This is a genomic window from Aequorivita flava (assembly GCF_038742595.1).
Lineage (GTDB): Bacteria > Bacteroidota > Bacteroidia > Flavobacteriales > Flavobacteriaceae > Aequorivita > Aequorivita marisscotiae.
In genome coordinates this window covers 32690-55751 of sequence record NZ_JBANCF010000009.1, presented here as the reverse complement: position 1 = coordinate 55751, position 23062 = coordinate 32690, and the positions used below count along the sequence as shown (strand labels likewise).

Annotated in this window: 18 protein-coding genes; 1 reads left to right on the top strand and 17 read right to left on the bottom strand. The window is 39.4% G+C overall.

The window, feature by feature from the left end:
* Positions 1-480 precede the first annotated feature (480 nt).
* Both VZD24_RS11150 and VZD24_RS11145 read right to left on the bottom strand, forming a co-directional pair.
* On the bottom strand, positions 481-1122 hold the full coding sequence (locus tag VZD24_RS11150; RefSeq protein WP_342687628.1) for a DUF6266 family protein: 642 nt from the start codon (positions 1120-1122) through the stop codon (positions 481-483).
* A gap of 177 nt (positions 1123-1299) precedes the next feature.
* Positions 1300-1734, bottom strand: coding sequence for a DUF6943 family protein (locus tag VZD24_RS11145; RefSeq protein ID WP_342687627.1), 435 nt, complete (start codon positions 1732-1734; stop codon positions 1300-1302).
* An 885-nt stretch (positions 1735-2619) separates the two neighbouring features.
* Between VZD24_RS11145 and VZD24_RS11140 the strand changes: the two genes are divergently transcribed.
* On the top strand, positions 2620-2841 hold the full coding sequence (locus tag VZD24_RS11140; RefSeq protein ID WP_342687626.1) for a hypothetical protein: 222 nt from the start codon (positions 2620-2622) through the stop codon (positions 2839-2841).
* Positions 2842-4077: 1236 nt separating this feature from the next.
* Here the strand turns inward: VZD24_RS11140 and VZD24_RS11135 are convergent.
* The 15 genes from VZD24_RS11135 to VZD24_RS11065 all read right to left on the bottom strand — a co-directional run bounded on the left by VZD24_RS11135 (position 4078) and on the right by VZD24_RS11065 (position 23051).
* Positions 4078-5982: a heavy metal translocating P-type ATPase gene (locus VZD24_RS11135; RefSeq protein WP_279448112.1), complete on the bottom strand. Its 1905-nt coding sequence runs from the start codon at positions 5980-5982 to the stop codon at positions 4078-4080.
* Between the two features lie 59 nt (positions 5983-6041).
* Positions 6042-6251: a GDCCVxC domain-containing (seleno)protein gene (locus tag VZD24_RS11130; RefSeq protein WP_073217619.1), complete on the bottom strand. Its 210-nt coding sequence runs from the start codon at positions 6249-6251 to the stop codon at positions 6042-6044.
* A 174-nt stretch (positions 6252-6425) separates the two neighbouring features.
* Positions 6426-7742, bottom strand: coding sequence for an APC family permease (locus VZD24_RS11125; RefSeq protein WP_269353708.1), 1317 nt, complete (start codon positions 7740-7742; stop codon positions 6426-6428).
* A gap of 80 nt (positions 7743-7822) precedes the next feature.
* Positions 7823-8257: a Fur family transcriptional regulator gene (locus VZD24_RS11120; protein ID WP_237608731.1), complete on the bottom strand. Its 435-nt coding sequence runs from the start codon at positions 8255-8257 to the stop codon at positions 7823-7825.
* 39 nt (positions 8258-8296) lie between these two features.
* The gene (locus VZD24_RS11115; RefSeq protein WP_237608730.1) at positions 8297-10822 is read right to left on the bottom strand and encodes a heavy metal translocating P-type ATPase; all 2526 of its coding nucleotides are present in this window, start codon (positions 10820-10822) and stop codon (positions 8297-8299) included.
* A gap of 9 nt (positions 10823-10831) precedes the next feature.
* Positions 10832-11179 carry a SpoIIAA family protein gene (locus VZD24_RS11110; RefSeq protein WP_154192127.1) on the bottom strand — a complete coding sequence of 116 codons (348 nt, stop codon included), beginning with the start codon at positions 11177-11179 and terminating at the stop codon, positions 10832-10834.
* Positions 11180-11223: 44 nt separating this feature from the next.
* Positions 11224-11646 (bottom strand): Fur family transcriptional regulator, encoded by a 423-nt coding sequence (locus VZD24_RS11105; protein WP_154192128.1) that lies wholly within the window; start codon positions 11644-11646, stop codon positions 11224-11226.
* Positions 11647-11662: 16 nt separating this feature from the next.
* Complete coding sequence (locus tag VZD24_RS11100; RefSeq protein ID WP_279448110.1) at positions 11663-12001, bottom strand: P-II family nitrogen regulator; 339 nt, start codon at positions 11999-12001, stop codon at positions 11663-11665.
* Positions 12002-12108: 107 nt separating this feature from the next.
* The gene (locus tag VZD24_RS11095; RefSeq protein WP_279448109.1) at positions 12109-13365 is read right to left on the bottom strand and encodes an efflux RND transporter periplasmic adaptor subunit; all 1257 of its coding nucleotides are present in this window, start codon (positions 13363-13365) and stop codon (positions 12109-12111) included.
* A 16-nt stretch (positions 13366-13381) separates the two neighbouring features.
* Positions 13382-17797, bottom strand: coding sequence for a CusA/CzcA family heavy metal efflux RND transporter (locus VZD24_RS11090; RefSeq protein ID WP_279448108.1), 4416 nt, complete (start codon positions 17795-17797; stop codon positions 13382-13384).
* Positions 17798-18529: 732 nt separating this feature from the next.
* The gene (locus tag VZD24_RS11085; protein WP_279448107.1) at positions 18530-19087 is read right to left on the bottom strand and encodes a hypothetical protein; all 558 of its coding nucleotides are present in this window, start codon (positions 19085-19087) and stop codon (positions 18530-18532) included.
* A complete protein-coding gene (locus VZD24_RS11080; protein ID WP_279448106.1) occupies positions 19071-19391 on the bottom strand; it encodes an STAS-like domain-containing protein in 321 nt (106 codons plus the stop codon). Before VZD24_RS11080 ends, VZD24_RS11085 begins: the two co-directional genes overlap by 17 nt.
* Positions 19392-19396: 5 nt before the next feature.
* A complete protein-coding gene (locus VZD24_RS11075) occupies positions 19397-20419 on the bottom strand; it encodes a hypothetical protein (protein WP_342688807.1) in 1023 nt (340 codons plus the stop codon).
* A 168-nt stretch (positions 20420-20587) separates the two neighbouring features.
* Positions 20588-22669 (bottom strand): Piwi domain-containing protein, encoded by a 2082-nt coding sequence (locus VZD24_RS11070; protein WP_279448104.1) that lies wholly within the window; start codon positions 22667-22669, stop codon positions 20588-20590.
* Between the two features lie 58 nt (positions 22670-22727).
* Positions 22728-23051 carry a hypothetical protein gene (locus VZD24_RS11065; protein ID WP_269353716.1) on the bottom strand — a complete coding sequence of 108 codons (324 nt, stop codon included), beginning with the start codon at positions 23049-23051 and terminating at the stop codon, positions 22728-22730.
* Between the last annotated feature and the right edge of the window lie 11 nt (positions 23052-23062).

Here is a 23062-nt window from a genome sequence, read left to right as displayed (position 1 = left end):
TGATACTGTTTAATATCCATTTACCAAAACAATACCAAAGGTACAAGTTAAAGAAAATTTAACATAAATAAAATAAAACACCTCCCATAATGTAAGTTTAACCCTTTTCAACGGAAATTATCGGACTTATTATAGAAGAATATTGAAGTAAATAGTAGTATTCTCCTATGCAATATTTTAAAATTGTAACACCAGCTGTAAATCCTCCCTCAATAACCACTAAAAGAATCTTTGCTACCACAGCGTCGGTTTTTCTTTGCTCTATTTGGCATTTACCGTCGCTAACTAAGTGGTTACTTCCCGATGCAATATCTTTCTAGTCTTGTCTATAAAGGAGTTACGAGGTTTAGGCAACGTATAAGCAACAAAAACTATTTACTTTTGACTAATGAAGGAATAAAGATAGACAAGATGAGGTGGTAAAAATAAAAAAACCGCCCTCAAATGAGACCGGTTTTCGAAGAAAACGTCAATCGCTTTTTAAGCAACTGTTACAGAGCCTAAATGGGAGCTGTTAGAAACCTTGGCACCGTCTTCAGAGACAAAGCCTAGGTAAACCTCGACTACATCACCGGAATACTCAGGAGGTAGGTTGAGGGTTTCTGTTCCTACTGGCCTGAGAGGACCACTGGTGGTATAAATACTCTCTTTCTTGTCTGGGTTCAAGATCAAGATTAAAGACTTGTCTGTGGCCAGGGCATTTCCACTGCTGGAGTTGTCATCCCACGTAATATCTATTTCTGCGGGGGTTGTGGAGGTTGCTGTTCCATTTGCTACACCTTTTAGATTTCCGCGGCTCACCAATGCGTTGGGATAATCTATCGTGTAGTTTGGATACGCTCCAAGTACAGCGTTAAACAGGTTGTAAGACATCGCAGCGTTGAATTCGGTCATTTTGATTGCGTATTGCTTAAAACCTACTCGTAGGAAATCTGTCATCGGCTGAAGGAAATGAAGCACTTTGGCAAACTTAGATCGCTGGTCTAATTGTCCTTCAGTTTTGGGGTTCGCTACACTGGAAGGTTTGATTCTTAGGTAATCGATGCCCTTCCAGGTCCCACCGATTACATTCCCGATTTTTCCAGATACACCACCGAGAATACCTTGATTGATAATTGCCATAATTTTTATGTATTAATGGGTTAAACAAATATTCGGACTTGGCACGGACTTTATACGGCGTCGTCCTTATACAACTAAATTACTTCAATTAATGTGCGGAGCTCTGGTAGCGGGGGGTGTTGCTTTTACTTGCTTTATTTTGCCTTTCAGAAAGGGGTTTTCTTATAAATGAAGAGTTTAAAATGCATCTGATTTATACATTAGTTGTTGAAAGATTGCTTTTTTCGCGGTATCAATCAGTTTTAGAGTCAGCTTTAGTTTTTGTTCGTTGAGTTCTAAAGATTTTAGGGCTTGGATGGACTGGTTGAGTCTTTCAAAATTATTGGATGCAATAGATTCACTTTTCTCAAGATGGGTTTTCACATCTCCAAGGGTTATAAACGGAATCACCGATCCTTTCAAAAAGTAATGGAATGATTTTGATTTCCATAATCCGAAACATAACCAGTGCATAAAATCCCTGTGGATTTCGCCGGTTGTAGTGCAGACAAAGCAATTCGGACAAGATTCCTTTAATGGTTTTCCACTGTTTAATCCTTTATTGAGTATAAAGAAATGTGGTTTGGAATAGGTGAGGGGTAGTCTGTGAGTTTTGATTCGGAACGTTTTCATATAAAAGCTTTTTAGAATTGGCTTCTTTTTGCTTCGCATTAATTTTTTTCAGAAGAGAAAATCAGAAGCGAAAAAAAAGAAAAGAGAAAGCTTTCGTTTAGGCGGGTTTGCTGGGGTTGTCAAGGTTTTTGAATGAAAATACTATCCAGCCAGAGGCGGATGGAGATTTTCATCAAAACCCGGAGGGCTTGACCTTGAAAACCCGTGGTGGCTGAAGAATGGGGCAACCCGCCTATCTTTGCTGACCTCTTTTATTAATTTTTAGGGGAACGACTAAAAAAAAGAGCCCCCTAAAAAGGGAGCTCTGTGAGGCAGCACTCTAGCCAAAGGATGCGCAACGTATACTCCTTGAAGCCTACGTAATGCACACCAATGAAGAACGGACTGCCCGAGGTGCGTATGCCCGCCAACAACCACCGGCTGCCTAAACGGACTCTAAATAAAAACTTGAACATAATGCCTTATGCCACAGGATCGGTGCGACTGATGCAAGGGCTGTTAAAAAAAATACTACCCGTGTGTTAAGAGCGTAACAATCAGGTGGAAACCATAGTATCATTAACAGTGAAAATTTGAATGCAAGCAAGAAGCGAGGGTGGAGATTTTTTTTTAAAACAGGCGAAGCGAACCCTTGCAGCTCTCGCATCCGCACGCCTGTACCTTTGCTTTATGTTGGAGTTTTTACTTCTCTATAACGAAATGTTGATTTGATTCCGAATTAAAAGTGGGGTTATTGTTTTTAAGTAAATCGGATGAATAGGGATAATGTATTTGATTGTAGAAGTCAGATAGTGGTAAGTTTCATATTCAAGTCGGAAGTTCGTTTTAAATAGAAATTAATCGGAGTCAACAATGATTATCAGATGACCATTCTTAAATGATCAAGTGGATGTTTATTCTGATTCGATTGAATTTTATTGGGCAGGTAAACCAAAGCGGAGCTATAGTGGAAGCAAGGAATGGAGAGTAACGGAATGGATTGCTGGAAGTATAATGCGAGCCGCCTGCGAGCGGAGCAAGGGTGGTGGCTGCAGAAGCCCGAGGAAGGAGGGCGGCAGACGCCTACCGTTTACGGCAGGGCTGGCGCGATTTTTTGCTTCCGGGTAGGGAAAGGCAAGGGTAGCGATTGAACGCAACGAAACGATGCCGGAGCCGTAATGGAGCAATGCCTAAAGAGCTACAATTTTGATGAGTGTTTTGATTCTTTTATTAAGTCAAAAGTTAATTGAAGTAGACATTGGGGCATTGCAAAATGGAGGTACGAAGGCTCGCGCAGTGGAGTGAATGAGCTACTCTTGTGAGCGTTGCTGAAAGTGGCTGAATGAAAGGAATGAGGAACGAATGACTGAAATGAAGCGACTGTAAGCAAATGGCGGACTGCAAAAATCGTGACAGCCCGATTAGCCCGCAGCGACCCGCAGGCTCGCAAAATTAACAAGTGGCGGCAGACCCCCAATTAAAAAAGTGGTGAGCGGAGCGAACACCTTATTGGGGTTTGGGGGGATGGAGTAGCCACGGGTGAGGAAGGAGAGTAGCGTGTGAAGCAAAACAAGTGAACGGCAGGTGGCGAGCACCCACTGGAGCGCAAGGCACCTGGTAAGTGAACGGTATATGCAAGGGCGACCGCAGGGAGTTCATTTTACCCTTGCAGATATGTTTTTGCGGAACAAAGCGGAAGGACTGACGAACACCGCTTTACCTGCGTTTGGATGCGCGTGGGAAAAAGCAAGGGTGCGACTGATTGAGGTGGAGAGCAACGGAACCGATTGAAGGAGTACTCTTGCTGCGCGTTGCTGGAAGTGGGTGATTGTAGAGAGTGAGGCACGAACGAACGAAAAGAACCGACTGGAAGCAAATGGCTGTGCGGTGGGTTTTTTTCCTTAAATTGGAATCATCTAATTCCGCTATAGAAGGAATAAGGTTAGCTTTAGTGGTGAGGAAATTAGGGTCAGTATATTAAGCACAATAATACAATATGATTTGTGATGTCAAAACCAAACTGGAAGTTCAACCAATGGTTCAATAATTAATGATAATGCTATTAATGGTTCATAAAAAAAAGCAGAAACGGCAATGGCTAATGAAATAGGTGAATTTCTTGTCGTAGTAGTTAATGTCAGGCTTACCCTGTCTGAATAGCTAAACTTTAGGGATTTGCCTGAGGATTTGACCAATAAAAAATATCACAATAAAAATATCAGTAGAGGAATGAGCAATTTATAAATGACATCTGGGTTGTCTATTAAGTTTTTGAAGCGAACATAGCAACAACCGCCAGAGCAAGGAACATTTTTTTCGTTCGAGAAAAACAATCTTTTTGAAGCCAAGATAAGTATGCGGATGTTATAAATCCTTCCGTTGTATTCTCACAGCATTCAATATAGCTAAAAGAGCTACACCCACATCTGCGATAACGGCTTCCCATAAAGTAGCAACACCGCCTGCACCTAATGCAAGTACTATAATTTTGACTGTCATAGCGAGAATGATATTTTGCCAGACAATGTTTTTGGTGATTTTACCCGCCTTTATTGCTGCAACGATCTTTGACGGCTGGTCGTTTTGAATAACTACATCTGCTGTTTCGATGGTGGCATCACTACCGAGACCGCCCATTGCAATACCAACATCGGCGAGGGCAATAACCGGAGCATCGTTAACACCATCGCCTACAAAGGCCAATTTTACTCCTTCTTTTTTAAGAGCCTCCACTTTCTCCACTTTTTCGTCCGGAAGCAGTCCACCATAAGCTTCATCAATTCCCAAAACTTTTGCCACCTGATCTACCACTGTTTGTTTATCACCAGATAACATTACGGTTTTTATGTTTAGACGGTGCATTTCCTTGATGGCCTGATATGCATCTTCCTTTATTTCATCGGCAATAGTGATATAACCGGCGTACTTATTATCAATGGACAATACCACTATGGTATCTACAATCTGTTCGACTTCGGCAGGATAAGCTATGTCATATTTCTTTAAAAGTTTAAGGTTTCCAGCCAATACTTCCTTATTACCAACGATGCCTTTCAAGCCGTGTCCTGCTATTTCTTCAATGTTTGAAGTTTGTAGGCCTTGGTGTTTATTATCGGCATAATCCGTTACAGCTATGGCTATGGGATGGGTCGAGTTCTTTTCCAAAGCTGCTGCTACTTTGATCAGTTCTTCTTTTTCAATTCCTTCGGGTACTACTTGCTGAACTTTAAAGACCCCTTTGGTCAAGGTGCCTGTTTTGTCCATCACCACTGTTTTTACTTGGGTCATAACATCCAAATAGTTTCCGCCTTTGAACAGGATTCCATTTCGGGAAGCAAGGCCGATACCTCCAAAGTAGCCCAGAGGTATGGAAACAACCAATGCACAGGGGCAACTGATCACCAAGAATACCAAGGCACGATAAAACCATTCCCGAAACACATAATCATCCACAAAAAATATTGGGGTTACACAAAGTGCCAGTGCAAGGAAAAATACGATTGGGGTATATACTTTGGCAAAACGGGATATGAAGAGTTGGGTCTGTGATTTACGTGCGGTGGCATCCTGTACCATTTCCAAGATTTTGCTGAGTTTACTATCCCTAAACAGGGCGGTTACCTTTACTTCTGCAAGTGTATTTTGATTGATCATCCCGGCCAGTACCTGTTCACCTTTATATTTGGTATCTGGTTTGCTCTCCCCTGTTAATGCCGCAGTGTTGAAAGAGGCTTTTTCAGAAATGAGATCACCATCCAAGGCAACCTTTTCACCAGGTTTCACTTGTATCTTTTCTCCTATTTCTACTTCTGAAGGATGTATAACCTGTGATTTTCCGTTTCTTAGAACGATAACTTCATCAGGCCTTATATCAAGCAAGGCTTTAATGCTTCTTTTGGCGCGCTTAACTGCCGAGTCCTGAAACCATTCGCCTATTTGGTAAAATACCATTACGGCAACACCTTCTTCATATTCTCCAATGATGAATGCGCCGATTGTTGCCACACTCATCAATACAAATTCATTGAAGAAATCGCCTCTTTTTGACTTTCGCCAAGCGAGATCTAAAACTTTTCTTCCGGCGAGAATATAAGCAATGAGGTTAATTGCCAATAAAGGTATAGTGGGTATGTCGAGGTTAAACCCATATTCCAATGTTAACAGTATAACCAAAATCAGCAAGGCAAGCAGAAGGTCCCAGTGGGTTTTCCAGCCTGTTTTTTCTTTATTAACTTTTGGGCTTAAGGGCCGGGATGTAGCTGCTTTCATTTTATTAAAATTTTCTTTAAAGATACTTTAAAAGGTTATGCACAGGAATTGCATTTGCATCAGCATTCATCTTTTCTTGTTAACTGGATAGGAGGACAGGGCAAAGAACCATAAGAACAGTAAACGCAACAGTCACCTTCTTTTGGTTTTAGAACAGTTTTACACTTCTCGCATTCATAAAAGAATTGACAGGAATTTGTTGGCATATCTTCTACTTTTTTGTGTCCGCAGTTTGGACAGGTAATTTCTGATTTTAATATAGCTTCCATTGATTTTTATTTTTTCTTGTTACCTTGTAATTTGTTGCATTAATTGCTTCCTCAATTTTCACCTTCATTCGTTTTAGTATCGTCAAACTCAATGATCGCGTTACCATTTTCGTAAGGATTTAGGTTATCCAGTTCGGTTTTAAAATCTTCAAACATCCAGTCCATAACATTAGATTAATGGTTAAAAAGCTCCTTTTCTTTTTCAGGGTCTATTTCATCTTTTGACTTTTTGTCCAAAAAATAATCCAAGATAATGCCTACTGCAATAGCTCCCACAAATGCTGAATATACTTCCCAATCATATTGAATTACCAAGGACAAACTAATGAGTATCGCCAATATGGGCAATACTGGAACTTTTCCAATGGATAAAGGAACTTTGAATGGTCTTTCTTTATTGGGTGCTTTGAAACGCAATACGATAAGTGCAATGTTCACGGCAACAAAAACAAGCAATGCACCCAAAGATGACATTCCCGCTACGATTTTGATATCGCCCAACAATATAAATCCAGCAACTGCTACCATAACTACAAGGGTAGTTGCCCACGGAACTTTCTGTGCATTGGTTTTGGTCATAAATTTTGGTAGTTCGCCTACGCTTGCCATTCCAAAAAGCAACCTGCTAATAGAAATTATACCACTAAAAGCCGCATTTGCAGTGGCGAAAAGTGCTGCTACGGCCAAGGCAACGGGCAACCAACTGTTGAGGTTGGATGCCGCAAGTGAAAGTGGCGAATCCACTTTTGCCAGTTCTGACGGGTCGGCAATGTTGAGTACCGTAAAAGATATGAGCAAATAGATGACGGTTGTAAAAACCATTGTCAATAGAAAGGCACGAGGAATTGTCTTGCCAGGGTTTTTTACCTCTGAACCCAAAGCCGCCATATGTTCAAAGCCAGTATAAACAAAAAACAAGGTAGCCGTTGCTGCCAAAGTACCGGAAAAGGATTCAACTTTAAAAAATGCTGCTTTTGGTGGGCCTGTTTCCAAAAGTCCGAACGCTATAAGAAGGAACAATCCCAAGAGCTGAATACTAACCATAATGATATTAGCGGTAGATGATTTCTTGATGCCCGTAATGCTTATCAACGAGAGCATAACCAAAACACCATAACTGACAAGTAGGGAAGGAATACTAAAAAAAGTGTTGAAATAGCCTGAAAAAGCCAGTAGCACCGCTGCAATGGTGGCCGAACTGTGGAACGCAATCGTCCAGCCCGTGAGAAAAGACGGAATATCAATCTTAGGAAACGCCTTGCGTACAAAAATAAATTCCGCACCCGCATTCGGATAGGTTGAGGATAATTCAGCATAAGACATTGCCGACACACTTGCTGCAATGGCAGCAAAGATAAAACTTAACCAGAGGTCTGTTCCCGCTTGTCCAGCTGCTGCGCCGATTACCGTGTAAATTCCTGCGCCCACAATGGTGCCAACGCCATAAAAAGTGAGTCGAAGTGTTCCCAATGATTTTTTTAATTCTGCCATATTTTTTAGTTAAAGAGGGTGAAAGAAACCTGAACTGGACCATTGGGCGCAAGGGTTCAAGGTTCAAGTACTCCCACCTGTTATTTTTTCCTGCATTTTTCACATATTCCTTTCAAAACCAAGTTCACATCGTTCACTTCATAATCGTCTGGCAGGCTTTCTTCCGATATTTTATTTGGTAAACAGATGGTTTTCCTACAAACGGTACAATGAAAGTGCATATGTAAATCTGTACCGTATTTACCTTTGGCATTTTCATCAGAAATCGCATATTTTGCCACTCCTACACCATCATTAATCTGATGAATCAACCCTTTATCCTCAAAAATCTTGAGATTGCGATAAAAGGTAGTTCTGTTTGCTGTTTTATTGGTTTCGCTCTTTTGAACAAACGCCTTTTTCAAATCGGAAAAGGACATGGCACTTTGTTTCCTTTTCAGGAACTTGTATATCTTCGACCTCATTTGAGTAGGTCGAATCCCTCGGTTTAAAAGTGTTTTTTCCGTCTTTGTCATTTTTAGCATTGATTCAAAAAGCAATCTTTTTTACTAAATTTATTTTTTATACGCTAAAAGCCTTAAGGCATTGAATACCACAAGTAGTGTTGAGCCTTCGTGGACTACCACCGCAATACCGATATTGGCAAGCCCAAAAATGGTTGAGGGTATAAGCAGGGCAACAATACCAAGACTGACCCAAAGGTTTTGCTTGATAATGGTCTTTGCCTTCCTGCTCAAACCTATGGCAAAGGGCAGGGTTTCCAGTTTATCGGCCATTAGGGCAATGTCAGCTGTTTCCAATGCCACATCACTGCCCGCTGCACCCATTGCGATACCTACGGTGCTGTTTGCCATTGCAGGGGCATCGTTCACACCGTCGCCTACCATTGCGACTTTGGATTCCTGTTCTTTTAATTTTTTAATGGCATCTACCTTTTCCTCTGGCAACAGGCTTCCCCAGGCATCGGTCAACCCAATTTCTTTAGCAACGGCATCGGCAACCTTTTGATTATCGCCAGTTAGCATTATCATCCGCTTAATACCGATTTCCTTTAATTTTTTAAGGGTTTCCTTGGCCGCTTCCCGTGGGGTATCCATCAGGGCGATGATACCTATATATTCTTTGTTCCTTCTTATGAGCATTGTGGTATTTCCACCACCTTCAAGTTCTTTTACTTTATTCGATATATCTTCGGATGGTTTTGCTTCATCGAGGTCTTCATACAAGTCAAGGTTTCCTATATAGATTTTATCCTTGCCCAAAGAAGCTTTGATACCTTTTCCGAGAACCGCTTCCAAATCTGACGCATCGGTAATATCAGTACCTTTCAGACGCTCTTTCCCATCCCTTACGACGGCTTTGGCCAAAGGGTGGTCGCTCAAGTTTTCAACGGCAACGGCTATCTTTAACAGTTCATTTTCTTCAATATTCCCCAGTGGTACTACTTCGGTAAGTTTGGGCTTGCCTTCGGTAAGTGTGCCCGTTTTATCAAAAGCCAAAGCGGTAATGACCCCTAAATCCTCAAGCGGTCGCCCACCTTTGATAAGTACACCGCCCCGTGCTGCCCGTGCCACACCGCTTAATACCGCACTTGGTGTTGAAATGGCGAGTGCACAAGGGCTGGCGGCTACCAATACTGCCATTGCACGGTAAAAACTGGCACTAAACGGTTCATCAATGACCAAAAAGGCAAAGAGTAGGATACCAACCAATATCAGTACGGATGGTACAAAGTATTTTTCAAACTTGTCGGTCAAAAGTTGGGTGGGGGATTTTTGGGTCTGTGCCTCGTTGACCAATTTGACCAGTCGGGACAGCGTAGAGTCTTTGGCTTCTTTGATTACCTTTATTTCCAAAGTATTATTACCGTTGATAGTTCCGGCAAAAACGCGGTTTTCGTCCTTGATATCATCGTCTGCCGAATAGTCCTTGCCCGTATCTTCCACAGGAATTTTGTCCACAGGTACACTTTCCCCTGTGATAGGTGCTTGGTTGACACTGCTTTTTCCATTGACCACAACACCATCGGCAGATATTTTACTGTTGGGTTTGACCACAATGATATCGCCTATACTTAATTTTTCAATCCCGACTTCTTCTGTCTTACCATCTTTTTTCAGCAATGCTGTTTTTGGTGCTAAATCTGCCAGTGCCGCAATGGACTTTCGGGCCTTTTCCATTGCATAATGTTCAAGGGCGTGCCCCAAACTAAACAGGAACAATAACAATGCACCTTCTGCCCATTCTCCCAGAATGGCTGCACCAATGGCGGCAACCAGCATTAAGAAGTCAATTTCAAAACCGCCTTTGGCAACCGTCTGTACTGCTTCCTTGGCCGTAAAGAAACCACCGAAAAAGTAAGCACCAATGTATAAAGTAAGACTGACCCAATCTGGGATGGATTCCACATAGGAAAGGCCGAAACCTATTCCGAGAAGTGCCCCACAGATAATGGAAAAAATAAGCTCCGTATTTTTACCGAAAATACCACCGTGGGCGTGCTCTTCTCCTTCCTCGTGGGTCTCGCCTTCTTTGTGCTCGTGTCCCTCGGTGGAAGTTTGCTCTTTAGTCTCTTCCTTCTTTGAACGCTCTTGTTTTTTGGATGCTTCGGTGTAATCATTTTCGTTTGAAGCACTGCGTTGAACCTGAAGGTCTTCCTTTTCAATTTGTTTGCTTATTTCATCAAAATTTGTTTGCTTTTTATCAAACTCAAGTCGTACCATTCCAGAGCCTGAAACGGAAGCTTCCAAAACTCCATTGATTGCCAAAAGGCTTCTCTCTATGGAACGAGCCTGTCTTGTGTGTCTGATTCCTTTAACTTCAATGAGCAAATGCCCGTATTTTTCGGTAATCTCGGCACCAGTACTTTCGGCGAGGGATTGAATGCGGTCAATGGAAATGATATCTGGGTCATAATGAAAACAGAGCTTTGGCACATCAGCTCCGTTTGCATCGGCAATGTGCACTTTTTCGATGCCCTCTTTAGCTTGTAGTTTTTGAATAAGCCTTTCAACACAAGAATCTTTTTCGTTAGGAACTTGCGGAAGGATGACCGGTATTTTTAGTTGTAGTTTTTCCATTTTTTATTTTTATTTTATCCACTCTTTGGCATCGTCTTTTTCTTCGGTCTTATAAAATTTTATATGAGCTTCTGAAAAAGGAAGCAATACCTCGGTAAATTGCTCTTGCCATTTAACGCTGCCCACCAAAGCAACTCGCTTTAAATGCTTTTCATTCGGAAGGTATAATTCAATTCCCTTCCAGTATGTCTCTGCTGCCCAACCTTCAAAATTTTGCATTTCAATGTACCAGAACACTTCCTGATATGCATTTATGTGTTCTGTTAAGACCGGTATCAAGTTTTCATAATCCTTGGCATCCAGCTTATTCTCTGCTACCATATATACAGTAGCCTCTTTTTTATAGATTGTTATCATTGCTCACTATTTATAAATGATAATTGAATTTAAAAACCAAACGTTTAATCCAAATTGCCACTGCATTTTTCGCAAATACCCTTTACCACCAAGTTAATGTCCTCCGTGATATAGCCATCAGGCAAGTTGATGTGAGGGATTTTATGCTCTGTTAAACAGACCGTTTCATTACAATTGTTGCAATGAAAGTGCAAATGAAGGTCGTTGCCGACCTCGCATTCACAATTTTCTTCGCAAAGGGCGTATTTTATAACCCCTGTCCCATCCTCGATTTGATGCACAATCCCTTTTTCTTCAAACGCTTTCATAGTCCTAAACAGGGTACTTCTTTCACTGATCTTAAAATCTTTTTCCAAATCGCCAAGGCTGATGGCAACATTCAACTCTGCCAACCGCTTATAGGTCATAAGGCGCATAGCTGTAGGTCGTATTCCTTTGCTTTCTAAAAATTGAACTATTTTTTCCATTTGTTTAGAAAGAGAATTACAGGTCGTAACGTTTTAAGGAATCTCCTGTTTTAATGTGAAACGCATCTTCTATATTAGCTATATAAATTATACCATCTCCAGGCCCGTCGGTTTTGGCGTTGGCTATAATTGTTTCAATGGCCGCTTGGGCTTCCTCATTTTGACAGACCAATTCCAATTTGACCACTGGACTATCTGTTACGTGAAAATCCAGCGACGGTCTTGCGCCTTTTGCCTTGAACGCGCCCGTGCCTTCTGCTTGTGACAGGGTCATACTTTTAAAACCACTATCAGCAAGAGCTTCAATTACCCTTTGGATCCGGTTCGGTTTTATAAATGCTTTTATTTCCTTCATTTTTTTAAATTTTTAATCGATTTTGAACCGAGCCTGTTTTTTAATTTTTAACTAACTTATTAAGACGATAAACAAACCCGGAATCAAAATCTTTGATGGTGATTGAATTAATGTGCGTGTTCCAGTTCGCCTTTAACCATTTCCGAAGACAGGTTATAAGCTCCACTTATGACAACTTTGGCATCCTTTGAAACTTCGGCAGGAAGATTGACTTCAACAAAGCCTAAATCAGTAATACCAACCGTTACGGGTATCATTTTGAATTTCATTTTGCCCGCTTCCATTTCTTCGTCTTCATCCAAAATGAAAATGAAGGATTGCTCGCCTTCTTTTATGATAGCAGCTTCAGGAATAGCGAAACCTTTTTTCTCGCCCTGCACTATGCGCCCTTCCACATACATACCTGGCAAAAGATTTTTATCCTTGTTTTCTATATCAGCAAGAACTTCTATGGCTTTTGGGTCTGTCTCAAAAGTTTTACCTATAGACCGAACGGTTGCTTTAAGCAGTTCATCTGGGCGAGAGGCCGTGGAAAAATATATCTGTTGCCCTTTCTCTATTTGGTATATGTCCTTTTCATATACTTTAAAATTGACGTAAATTTTTGAGTTATCGCTTATTGAGAACATTTTGGATTGTGCGCCCACATAATCGCCCAAACTTATATTTACTTCTGCCACGTATCCACTTATTGGCGTGGTAATGGGAACAGCGGAATATATTTGACCTTCCGCCACTTTGTCGGGATTAATGCCCAACAGTTTCAATTGGGCCCTCAAACCATTGACGCTGGATGTTGTGGAACGAAATTTTGATTGAGCCATTTGAAATTCCTTTCCCGAAGAAACGCCTTTGTCATAAAGCGTCTGCTTGCGTTCAAAATCCTGTTTCAAAAAGACCAGTTCGTCATTTTTTTCCTGATAGTCCTGTTGCATTGCAATGATATCCGGGTGTTCTATATATGCCAGCACTTGACCTTTGCTTACGTTATCTCCGGGTATTACTTTTATGGCACTCACATTTCCACCAACAAACGGGCTTATGTTCGCCTTGTCCTGTGGGAAAAGCTCCAGCGTTCCCGTTACCTTAATGTTGTTCCCTAAATTGCGTTCCTCCAAAGGTTTCATTTCCAAACCTATGGTTTCGGCCTGTTGCTTTGTAAGTTCCACAACGCCTTCTTCCTCGCTGTGACCTTCTTCTTCTCCTTCATTGTGGCCTTCATCGCCGTGTGCATCTTCCCCAGCTTCATTGGTTTTTGATACGCCTTCGGCTTCGTTATGCCCAAGTTCAGATTTTGGGGCATCATTACAACTCATAAACATAAGTGTAAATAATACGGTACTTACTAATAATATATTCTTCATTTTTCTTTTTTTAAGATTATAAATTGCCCAATTGATATTGTATCTCAATGGATTGTTGGTTAAACTGGTTTATGTATTGCAAATGGTTTTGTTTTATCCTGATGGCACTGTTGAGAATTGTGATATAATTGACATAATCTATTTCGCCTTCCTTGGATGCCAATTGCGCTGTGGTAATTTGCTGTTCTGCCAACAATAGTGCGCCTTCTTCGTAATATTGCAAAATCTTCTTTGTTTTTTCAAGGGATTTGGTCAATTGCGACACGCGACTTTCTGTAACCGCCTTTTGCTCCAAATATTGATTCTCTGCTACCATTGCGTCTGCCTTTGCTGCTTTTACCCTTGACTTCTGCGGAAAAAACCATAGCGGAATGCTAATACCCGCCTGATAGGTGTTGAAGCCTGAAACATCATCTACAACCTGCCTGCCATACGATAAACTAAATTTAGGTAGAAATTGGGATTTTTCGACACCCACGTTTGCCTTGCTTACTTCGGCATTTTGCAAGGCATATTGCAACATTGGATTATTTGCCACTGAAGTTGAATCTAATGTAGCCATAAAATCCAATGGCTCGTAAACGCCATCAACCGTCTCGATGTTTTCATCGGTTCCCAAATATTGCTTTAAGGCACGTTTGGCGATTTCAATATCATCGAAAGCTTGTTGTTTTAATACTTGTATCTGCTGAAATTCGGAAGAGGCTGCAATAAACTCCAACTTGCCTGTTTCTCCTGTGTCATACCTAAGTTGGGCAGCGTTCTTAAAATTGGCATAAGTACTGTCCAATTGGTCAGCAAAACGCAACTGTGCCTTGTAATAATTAATTTGGTCATACGCCTGCATCACATTACGCACCAACTGTTGTTCACTTGCCACAAAAAACTTTTCTCCCAAGGCAATACGTTCTTTGTAAAATTTCGATTTTGAAAACCCGGAAAGCAAATCAATATTTCCCTGTTGCACACCAACGGTTGTTTGTATTCCGGGTAGGTTATTGCCATATTCTTCCTTGCCAGTGAATACTTCCGTACTACCAAGGTCAAAACTGGTGCCTTTCATCGCCTTTTCCCGTTCAATAAATGCCTGGCTTTCCTTGAGCGTAGGATAATTCTGTTTTGCCATAGCAATGGCCTCATCAATGGTCAAGGTCTTTGGAATTGTACCATCTTGACTATTGTCTTGGGCAAATGAAGTACCAGAAGCCATCAAACCTCCAACCATCAATAATACCGTTATAATGTTTGTTGACCTGTTGACATAGCTTATATCCCCCTTTGTATTGTTTCGTTCCTTTCTCGATTCCAGCCAATAGTAAAGAATAGGAATAACCACCAAGGTCAAAAATGTTGCCGTAAGCATTCCTCCAATGACTACTGTTGCCAATGGTCGCTGTACTTCTGCACCACCAGAGGTGGAAACCGCCATTGGGATAAAGCCCATAATTGTGGTAATGGCAGTCAATAAAATGGGACGTAAACGTTCGTGCGTAGCTTCGTATATACGTTTTTTTAAATCTGTCATTCCACTTTCTTTTAGTTCATTGAATTTGTTTATGAGTATCAGACCGTTTAAAACCGCTACTCCAAAGAGTACGATAAACCCGACCCCTGCCGAAATACTGAAAGGCATTCCACGGATCAACAAAATGAAAACCCCGCCTATTGCCGCCAAAGGCACTGCCATATAAATCATCAAAGCCTGTGAAAATGAATTTAAAGCGAAATAAAGCAGGATAAATATTGTTAGTAGAACGATGGGCACTACTATCATCAATCGGTCTGATGCACGTTGCAGGTTTTCAAATGATCCTCCATAAGTGACGTAATAACCTGGTGGCAATTCCACTTCCGTTTCCAGTTTTTGCTGAATTTCCTCGACCATCGATTTTACATCGCGTCCACGAACATTTACACCCACAGATATACGACGCATAGTGTTGTCTCTTGAAATTTGCATTGGCCCGGATTTATAACTGATATCCGCAACTTCCTTTAGAGGCACTTGAGCACCGTTCGGCAGGTCTATGTAAAGATTTTTTAAACTATTGATGTCTTGTCTAAAGTCCTCTGCCAACCTGATGACCACATCAAAACGCTTTTCGCCTTCAAAAATCACACCTGCCCTTTCGCCTGCAAAGGCGGCACTTACATAATCATTCAATTTATCCACGGTTACACCGTATTGCGCCATTTTTGCGCGGTTATACACTACTGTCATTTGTGGCAAACCGCTTGTAGCCTCTACGTTAAGGTCTGCTGCACCCGGCACTTCACGTATTACCGCTGCGATTTCCTGTACCTTATCTGCCAACACATCCAAATCTTCTCCGTACAATTTGATTGCCACGTCCTCACGGACTCCAGTTAGCAACTCATTAAAACGAAGTTCTACAGGTTGGGTAAACACGAAATTTACGCCGGGAACTACTGAAATTTTTTCCTGTATTTTTTCTATCAGTTCTTCTTTACTATCTGCGGAAGTCCATTTACTCTTATCTTTTTCAAGAATAATATAACTATCGGCAATATCCATAGGCATCGGGTCTGTCGGTATTTCGGCCACACCAATCCTAGAAACTACTGTTTTTACTTCCGGAAACTCATTGATTAACTTCTGAAGTTTCTCTGAAGCCTCAATAGATTCTGTAAGACTGCTCCCCGGTTTTATCAATGCTTGAAATGCAATATCGCCTTCATCAAATTTAGGGACAAATTCTGCTCCCATATTGCTGAAAATAAATCCTGAAATCAAAAGCAAGGAAACCGCGCCTATAACCACACCTGCCCGAAAGCGAAGTGCAAAATTTAATATAGGCAGATAGATACGATTCAGAACATCCATAATTTTATCACTGAACCTATCAATCTTGTTTTCAAACTTGGCGAACCAACTATTTTGATTTTTAGCAGGTTTTAAAAATAATGATGACATCATTGGCACGTAGGTAAGACAAAGGATAATCGCTCCTAAAACGGCAAAACCAAATGTAAATGCCATTGGCCGGAACATTTTCCCTTCCACACCGGTCAAAAAAAGAATCGGTGTAAAAACTATAAGAACAATTAGTTGACCGAAGAAGGCAGAATTCATCATTTTACTTGAAGAATCATAGGCGATTTCATCCATTTCAGCTTGGTTGATGGCGGTTGTGGATTTTTTCATCCGTTGATGAATGTGGAAAACCGCTCCTTCCACGATAATCACCGCTCCATCTACAATAATTCCAAAATCGATCGCACCCAAGGACATTAAATTTGCCCAAATGCCAAATTGTTTCATCAAAATAAATGCAAATAATAGACATAAAGGGATTATCGAAGCTGCTATCAAGCCACCACGGAAGCTTCCCAAAAGTAAGACCAAAACAAATATGACGATTAGGGCTCCTTCTATTAGATTGTTTTTAACGGTACTTGTGGTTGCCTCAATAAGTTCACTTCGGCTTAAAAAAGCATCAATATAAACACCTTCCGGCAGGGATTTTTGAATTTCTACAATACGCTTTTCCACATTTTCAATCACGTCGCCTGGGCTTTCGCCTTTCAGCATTAAAATTTGTCCACCTACGGATTCGTGACCGTCTTGGGTAAATGCACCATAACGCACTTGGTTTCCGTAGCCCACTTTTTCGGCAACGTCCCTTACCAAGACAGGGCTTCCATTTTGAGTGGTCACAACCGTGTTTTCCAAATCGGCGATACTTCGAGCCAGCCCTTCGCCACGGATAAAATTGGCTTGGTGGTTTTTTTCAATGTAAGCACCACCGGTATTAGCATTGTTCACTTTAAGAGCTTCAAAAACCTGATTCATTGTAATGCCAAAACTTTTTAGTTTATCAGGATTTATGGCAACTTCATATTGTTTTACATAACCTCCAAAAGCATTGACCTCGACTACGCCTGGCACTAAAGCCATTTGGCGTTTTACAATCCAATCTTGGATGGTACGAAGCTCCATTGCGTCATATTTGTCTTCATAGCCTTCTGTCACTTTTAAGGTATATTGAAAAATTTCGCCCAGACCTGTTGTTATGGGTGCCATAAAAGGTGTGCCAAAACCTTCGGGGATTTCTCCGGCAACTTCGGTTAATTTCTCCTGTACCAATTGCCGTGGCAGATAAGTGCCTGCCTCGTCCTTAAAAACAATGGTAACCACGGACAGCCCAAAACGGGATACTGAACGCAGCTCGATGACGTCAGGAAGATTGGCCATTGCCAATTCTACGGGATAGGTAACAAATTGTTCTATATCTTCTGTCCCCAAGTTTGGGGCCACGGTTATTACCTGTACTTGGTTGTTTGTTATATCGGGTACAGAACCTAAGTTTATAGTGGCCATAGACCAAATGCCCGTACCAACAAGTGCCACTATAAATAAGCCAATAATAAATTTATTATTAATGGAAAATGAAATGATTTTGTTAATCATAGAAAATGTATTAATTCAGTTTAAAACTTACGATGCGAATAGATGCAACGCTTTTATAAAGCAATGCCTATCTTGAGAAGCATCACGTTAGGATATAGCTATCCTTAAAAAAACTGAATTATACTCGCGGGGGTTGGAAGAGAGATTCCAGATATCTGGAATATAAGTTAACTGTATATAAATTGAACGGCTCTTTATCTTCAAACTTTAGTCGATTGATTAGGGCCGAATTGTTGTTCGTAATAAATAACACTAAAGGATGACAACATTGATGATGGGAATGAACTGGTGTATTCTCCTTATCTGGGTTATTATGATGCCCTTCATTTTTTGCATCATTGTCAATGTAATCTTCAACTACATATTCAAGGAAAGAGTCGCCATACATTTTATGGTCTTGATAATGGGTAATGATGTTTGAAATTTCTTTTATTGGTCCACAAAAGTCCATATCAAGGCTAATTCCCTGAAAAAGGAATAGTGTTGACATTGATATGGAAAAGAGTAATTTCATAAAGTGCTACAAATATACAAATTAATCGATGCACAGGCTGTGCGATTATGATGATTCACAGGAGTTGAAACATCAAGTGTAGGACTGAATGAGGTGGAGAGCAACGGAACCGATTGAAGGAGTACTCTTGCTGCGCGTTGATGGAAGTGGGTGATTGTAGAGAGTGAGGCACGAACGAGCGAAAAGAACCGACTGGAAGCAAGTGGCTGTGCGGTGGCTTAAAGGATATCGTTTATTTCTTTCAGAGAATTAACTATATCTTGATGAATTAAATTTGACTGGTCTTTAATAACAGTTTTGTGATTTGAAAGTTTAATAACGTTATTGGAAATTGGCAAATCACTTGTAATTAAAGTGTCAAATGCTTCCATACTTTTTTCTAATTTATTAATACAAGTAGCATTCAAATTAAATGTGGTAAATACTATTTTTAGGTTGTTAAGTTCTTTGTATAAACTCTTGAAAGATTTTGTTACAATTTTAAGTTGAATAGTGTTTTGATCATTCAATTGATTATCAAATATTGAAAAACCATTCCAAATATTATCCATTTTGCTTTGAACAATAGAGTGAAGACTTTGATTTTTGTTATACTTCTTTTGAATGGAAATGGCTATATATAAACCAATTAATGCTATAATTAGACTTAATAAAGTCTCAACTACATTTACTTCTGTATTAATATTAAAGTAGGAATATTGAAGAGCAAAATAAGTTATTAGACAACCACCAAGAAAGAATATCAGGTTGATAAAAATATTACTTCCTTTTTTCATAAATGGATTCTTTTACTTTATCAATGTATTTTGGAACTTCGTTTGAAATTAGAATTAAATTATTCCATACAGTTTCTGGATTAAATTTATTACCTAACCGACTAAATGCTTCATTTAAAAATGAACTTGCATAGCCATTGGTACCATCCAGATTTATTTGTAGTTTTTCATTTTTATTTACTGCTTCTTCATATTTCGGCAACAATAATTTATCAAAAAACTGTTGTCCAGAAAATTCCCCATCCTCATAAGTTCTTGCTCCAGGAGTATCAGTAAAATCCTCGTATATATTTATTTCTACCATTTTTTTTAATTCTTAATTTCAAAACACTCTTTTGTACAACTTTGGTCAACTTTCCAATAATAATATGTGCCTGAGAAGGAGTTCTTAAGTTTGTGCCTAATTTTTCTATCAAAATCTATATAAACATTATTAGAGATGACAACAAGATTATTCAAATGACCATCATCATAGTTCTCATAAATTGTAGGGAGTCCTTTGCCTCTCCACGATAAACCAGTACGAGAGGCAATACCATTCGTAAATGCTGTTTCTACTATATCAAGATTGTCATTAAATAAATTTAAGAAATTTTTCAAAATTCCTTCAGTAAATGTTCTTATTATTCCTTTCCCATTGTCTACAAAAGAAAACTTAACCAAATTGTCAATTTCGGAATGACTTAATGCAAAATGCCATCTAATTTGATTCTCATTTTTGAAAGCGTGGTCACAAGCATTTCTCATCATTTCAAATACACAGCTATAAATGGAAGGGCTTCTACCTTTTTGCCCCCAAACAGTCTCCATTGATTTAATAATTTCTTCAGCTAATTCCGATTGAGGGGTTTGATTATCGCCCGTATTTAAAATTGTATTTTTAGTTGTACTGTTACTTTCATCAATTTTTCCTTTTACAAATTTAAAGAACCCCGATTTCTCTAAAATCCCTCGTGGTATTGGTTGTTTTGGTTTAGTGCCTGTAAATATGATTCCTTCCCTAACAAGCTCTTCCATAACCGATAATAACATTGATATTGCGCCTTCGCCAATATCAATAATATCATCCATTATAATATTCATATGTCTGCCGCTTCTGCCAATACCTTTGATTTTATTAATATAGCTAATAACTTCTTCACAATGTTCATATTGAAGTTTAAAGACTATAGGAGTAGGAACGTCTATAAAACTAAGTGTATGATTACGAGGAATTAAACCAGAAGTTGATTGACGTAATGAACGAGGATTGCCATTTCGTTTTTTATTTTTCATTTGGCGTCTACTGCGTATTTGTAGATACCTTTTATATTTTGGTTTAAGTTTTTTCATTGAATATTAATAAACAAGCTACAGAACCCAAAGGTTATCTTGTCCAAATTCAGGTATTTAGTTACCGTCAAAGTGTGGGAGTATTTCTGCAACTATTTCAAGATATTTTATTGTTATTGGCAAGTTTTTTTGGCCGACAGATTTCGATTGTATTTTATGTTTTTAGGCTTATAAAAACCATAGTTTATCTTTTGATTCATCTTCGATACCGGTTTGGAAGCGTGGGACTAACTGTGCAACCATTGCGGGATATTTTATAGTGATGGGTACGTTTTGGGGTTTTAAAGACTTCCAATATAATCTACTGAATTGGAATGCCTGCGTCAGTAATTCTGTAATGACGTTGTCGTCTTCGAAAGCATCTGGGGTAGGACTGCTCAAACCAATCTTTATAGGGAAAGGATAACCGTCTGAAGGATAAAATTTTTCTTCTTCAAAGCGGCCATTATTAAACAACAGGAAATTTCGTTCTCCTAAACGGATGAAGGTGCCGGAATATGGCATCAAACTATCAGAATCAATGTCATAGGCTATAATGTCTTTGGTTTCTGTCTTATTGATGTTTAAAATATAAATTGGCTTATTCTCAAGTTTAAGTTTGCTCATAACCCGTAGAATGGGTTCTAATTCCTCCTTGCTCATTTCTTTATAGAAATGAATGACAATTTTATCGGCTTCGGATTGGTTAAAAAAAGTACGTATAGCTTTGGATATACTGCCTGCTAATTGTTCTGTCTGGTCTTTGGAAAAACAATCGAACTTGTTGAAGATGCCGTTATTTTGGAAGCTAAATGCACTTGCAACATATCTATGCTTATGGTCTAAATTGGTAAAGGCTCCAACACCAATAATCAACTCCTTTTTATCGGTGACGGCCAGTTTCCAAGGTTTTCCTCCCAGTTTGGCGTGTATGGCTAAGGATATATTGTTTAAGTGCCATTGATAGTCCGAAATGTTGCGCTGTAAATCCTCAAAATCTATAACCTGGGTCATAATGTTCTCGTCCAAGAACAATTCTTTTATACGATAATAAATATTCTTTAATTGTGGGTTGGATTCAAATCGGGTGTAGGGGCTAATATAAAATGCCAGATAAGCTACTGATTTATCCCATTGTAATTCATAAAGTCTTTGTTCTATTTGGGGAAGAGGGTTTTCTTTATTCGTGAATTCTATAAAATTATCTGGTTCAGAATTGACAGGAATATCTATAAACTCTTTCAATCCCTTATATGAATAACCAGTTCCTTTTTTTAAATAATCCCATAATTTTTTGATAAGAGGCTTATGTTCTGCGTGATAGATAAAGAAAAACTTGATATTTTGGTTAGGAGGTCGGGAATAGGGGCGATAATTCTTTAATTCGAGTTTTGGAGAGATTCCGGTTTGTTTATTGCCAAAATTGTCTTTGCCATATTCTAATAAAGCTTTCTCTTTTGGGATATGGCCAATCCGATTTATTGGGGCATCAATAAATTCCTCACTCCTCAAATCGCATATTTGTTTGAAGGCTTCGGTAAATAAGTATTCCTTGGTGAACTTTTGGATTTTTTCCAGATAGGCAGTGTATCGGTTTTTTATTTTTTTAATCTGAAAGGGTATACCCAATTCTTTTTGCAAGTTTCCATTAAGAACTGGGTAAATTTCATTTAGGATGAGACTGTTAAAGAAAGTTTCTTTTTCAGGAGTGTCTCGGTTCATCTGAAAATTTATAATTTGATTTCTATAAACCGCTGTTTTAACGAGTTGCGAACTTTCAATTTCTTGTACCGATTTTTTTAAAACTTTTGATGTGCCATCAAAGGAGATTATTAATTCCGGATAGTCTGAGATTTCTGCAATCTGTACTTTTATGGAGAATTTATCATAGCAATGATAGTCCTTGTGATATTCTTGATTTAGTACCCAAACTTGCCTGTCTTTGATGATACGGTTCTTCCGATTAATAATATTTAGATTATCAAAATATTTCCTGATTTGGGCATTCAGGTATTGTTTATACAAACTTAAATTGGCATTATTGAAGTCAATTTTAAGGGGTTTAAAACCATCTTTAGGGTTTGTAAATGTGGTGTAAATTTCGGTTACTCCTTCCAATTCTATCTTGCTGAACACCTCAGAAATACTTTTTGGAAACTTCTTATAATATATCGTGTCGTCTCCTTCCGATTTCTGGAGCGATACGTAAAAGGTCAATAGCCGGCGGGGCCAATTGAAGTTTAGGGCGTTAAATTTGATGTGTTCTTGCATTGGTTGGTGGTTTTGGTTGTTCTACATAGGATTTCTATATATGCGTTAGAGCATTATGTTATTTAAATGGTTCGGTAAGTAGTAGCCCTTTTTCAACTACATTATTGATATCGTTACTATTTTTAGCACTTGCATTATGCGATAGTAATATTCTGAGGTGTTCTTCGGTTTTATGGTTTAACCTTTGTTTGAAAAAAATGTCAATGGCTTGTTCTATTCTATTTTTTAAAATATCCAATTCTTTTTGAGCATTCCCATCTTGTTCCGCACGGGTGAGTGAGTAATATTCTCCTTTGGAAGGTCTCTTTATACGCCTGTCCAACTTGTAGGCTCTATTTAGAAAATTTTCTACTTGCATTGCTTTTTGTTCTTCGGTGGCCATATCTGAAGTAA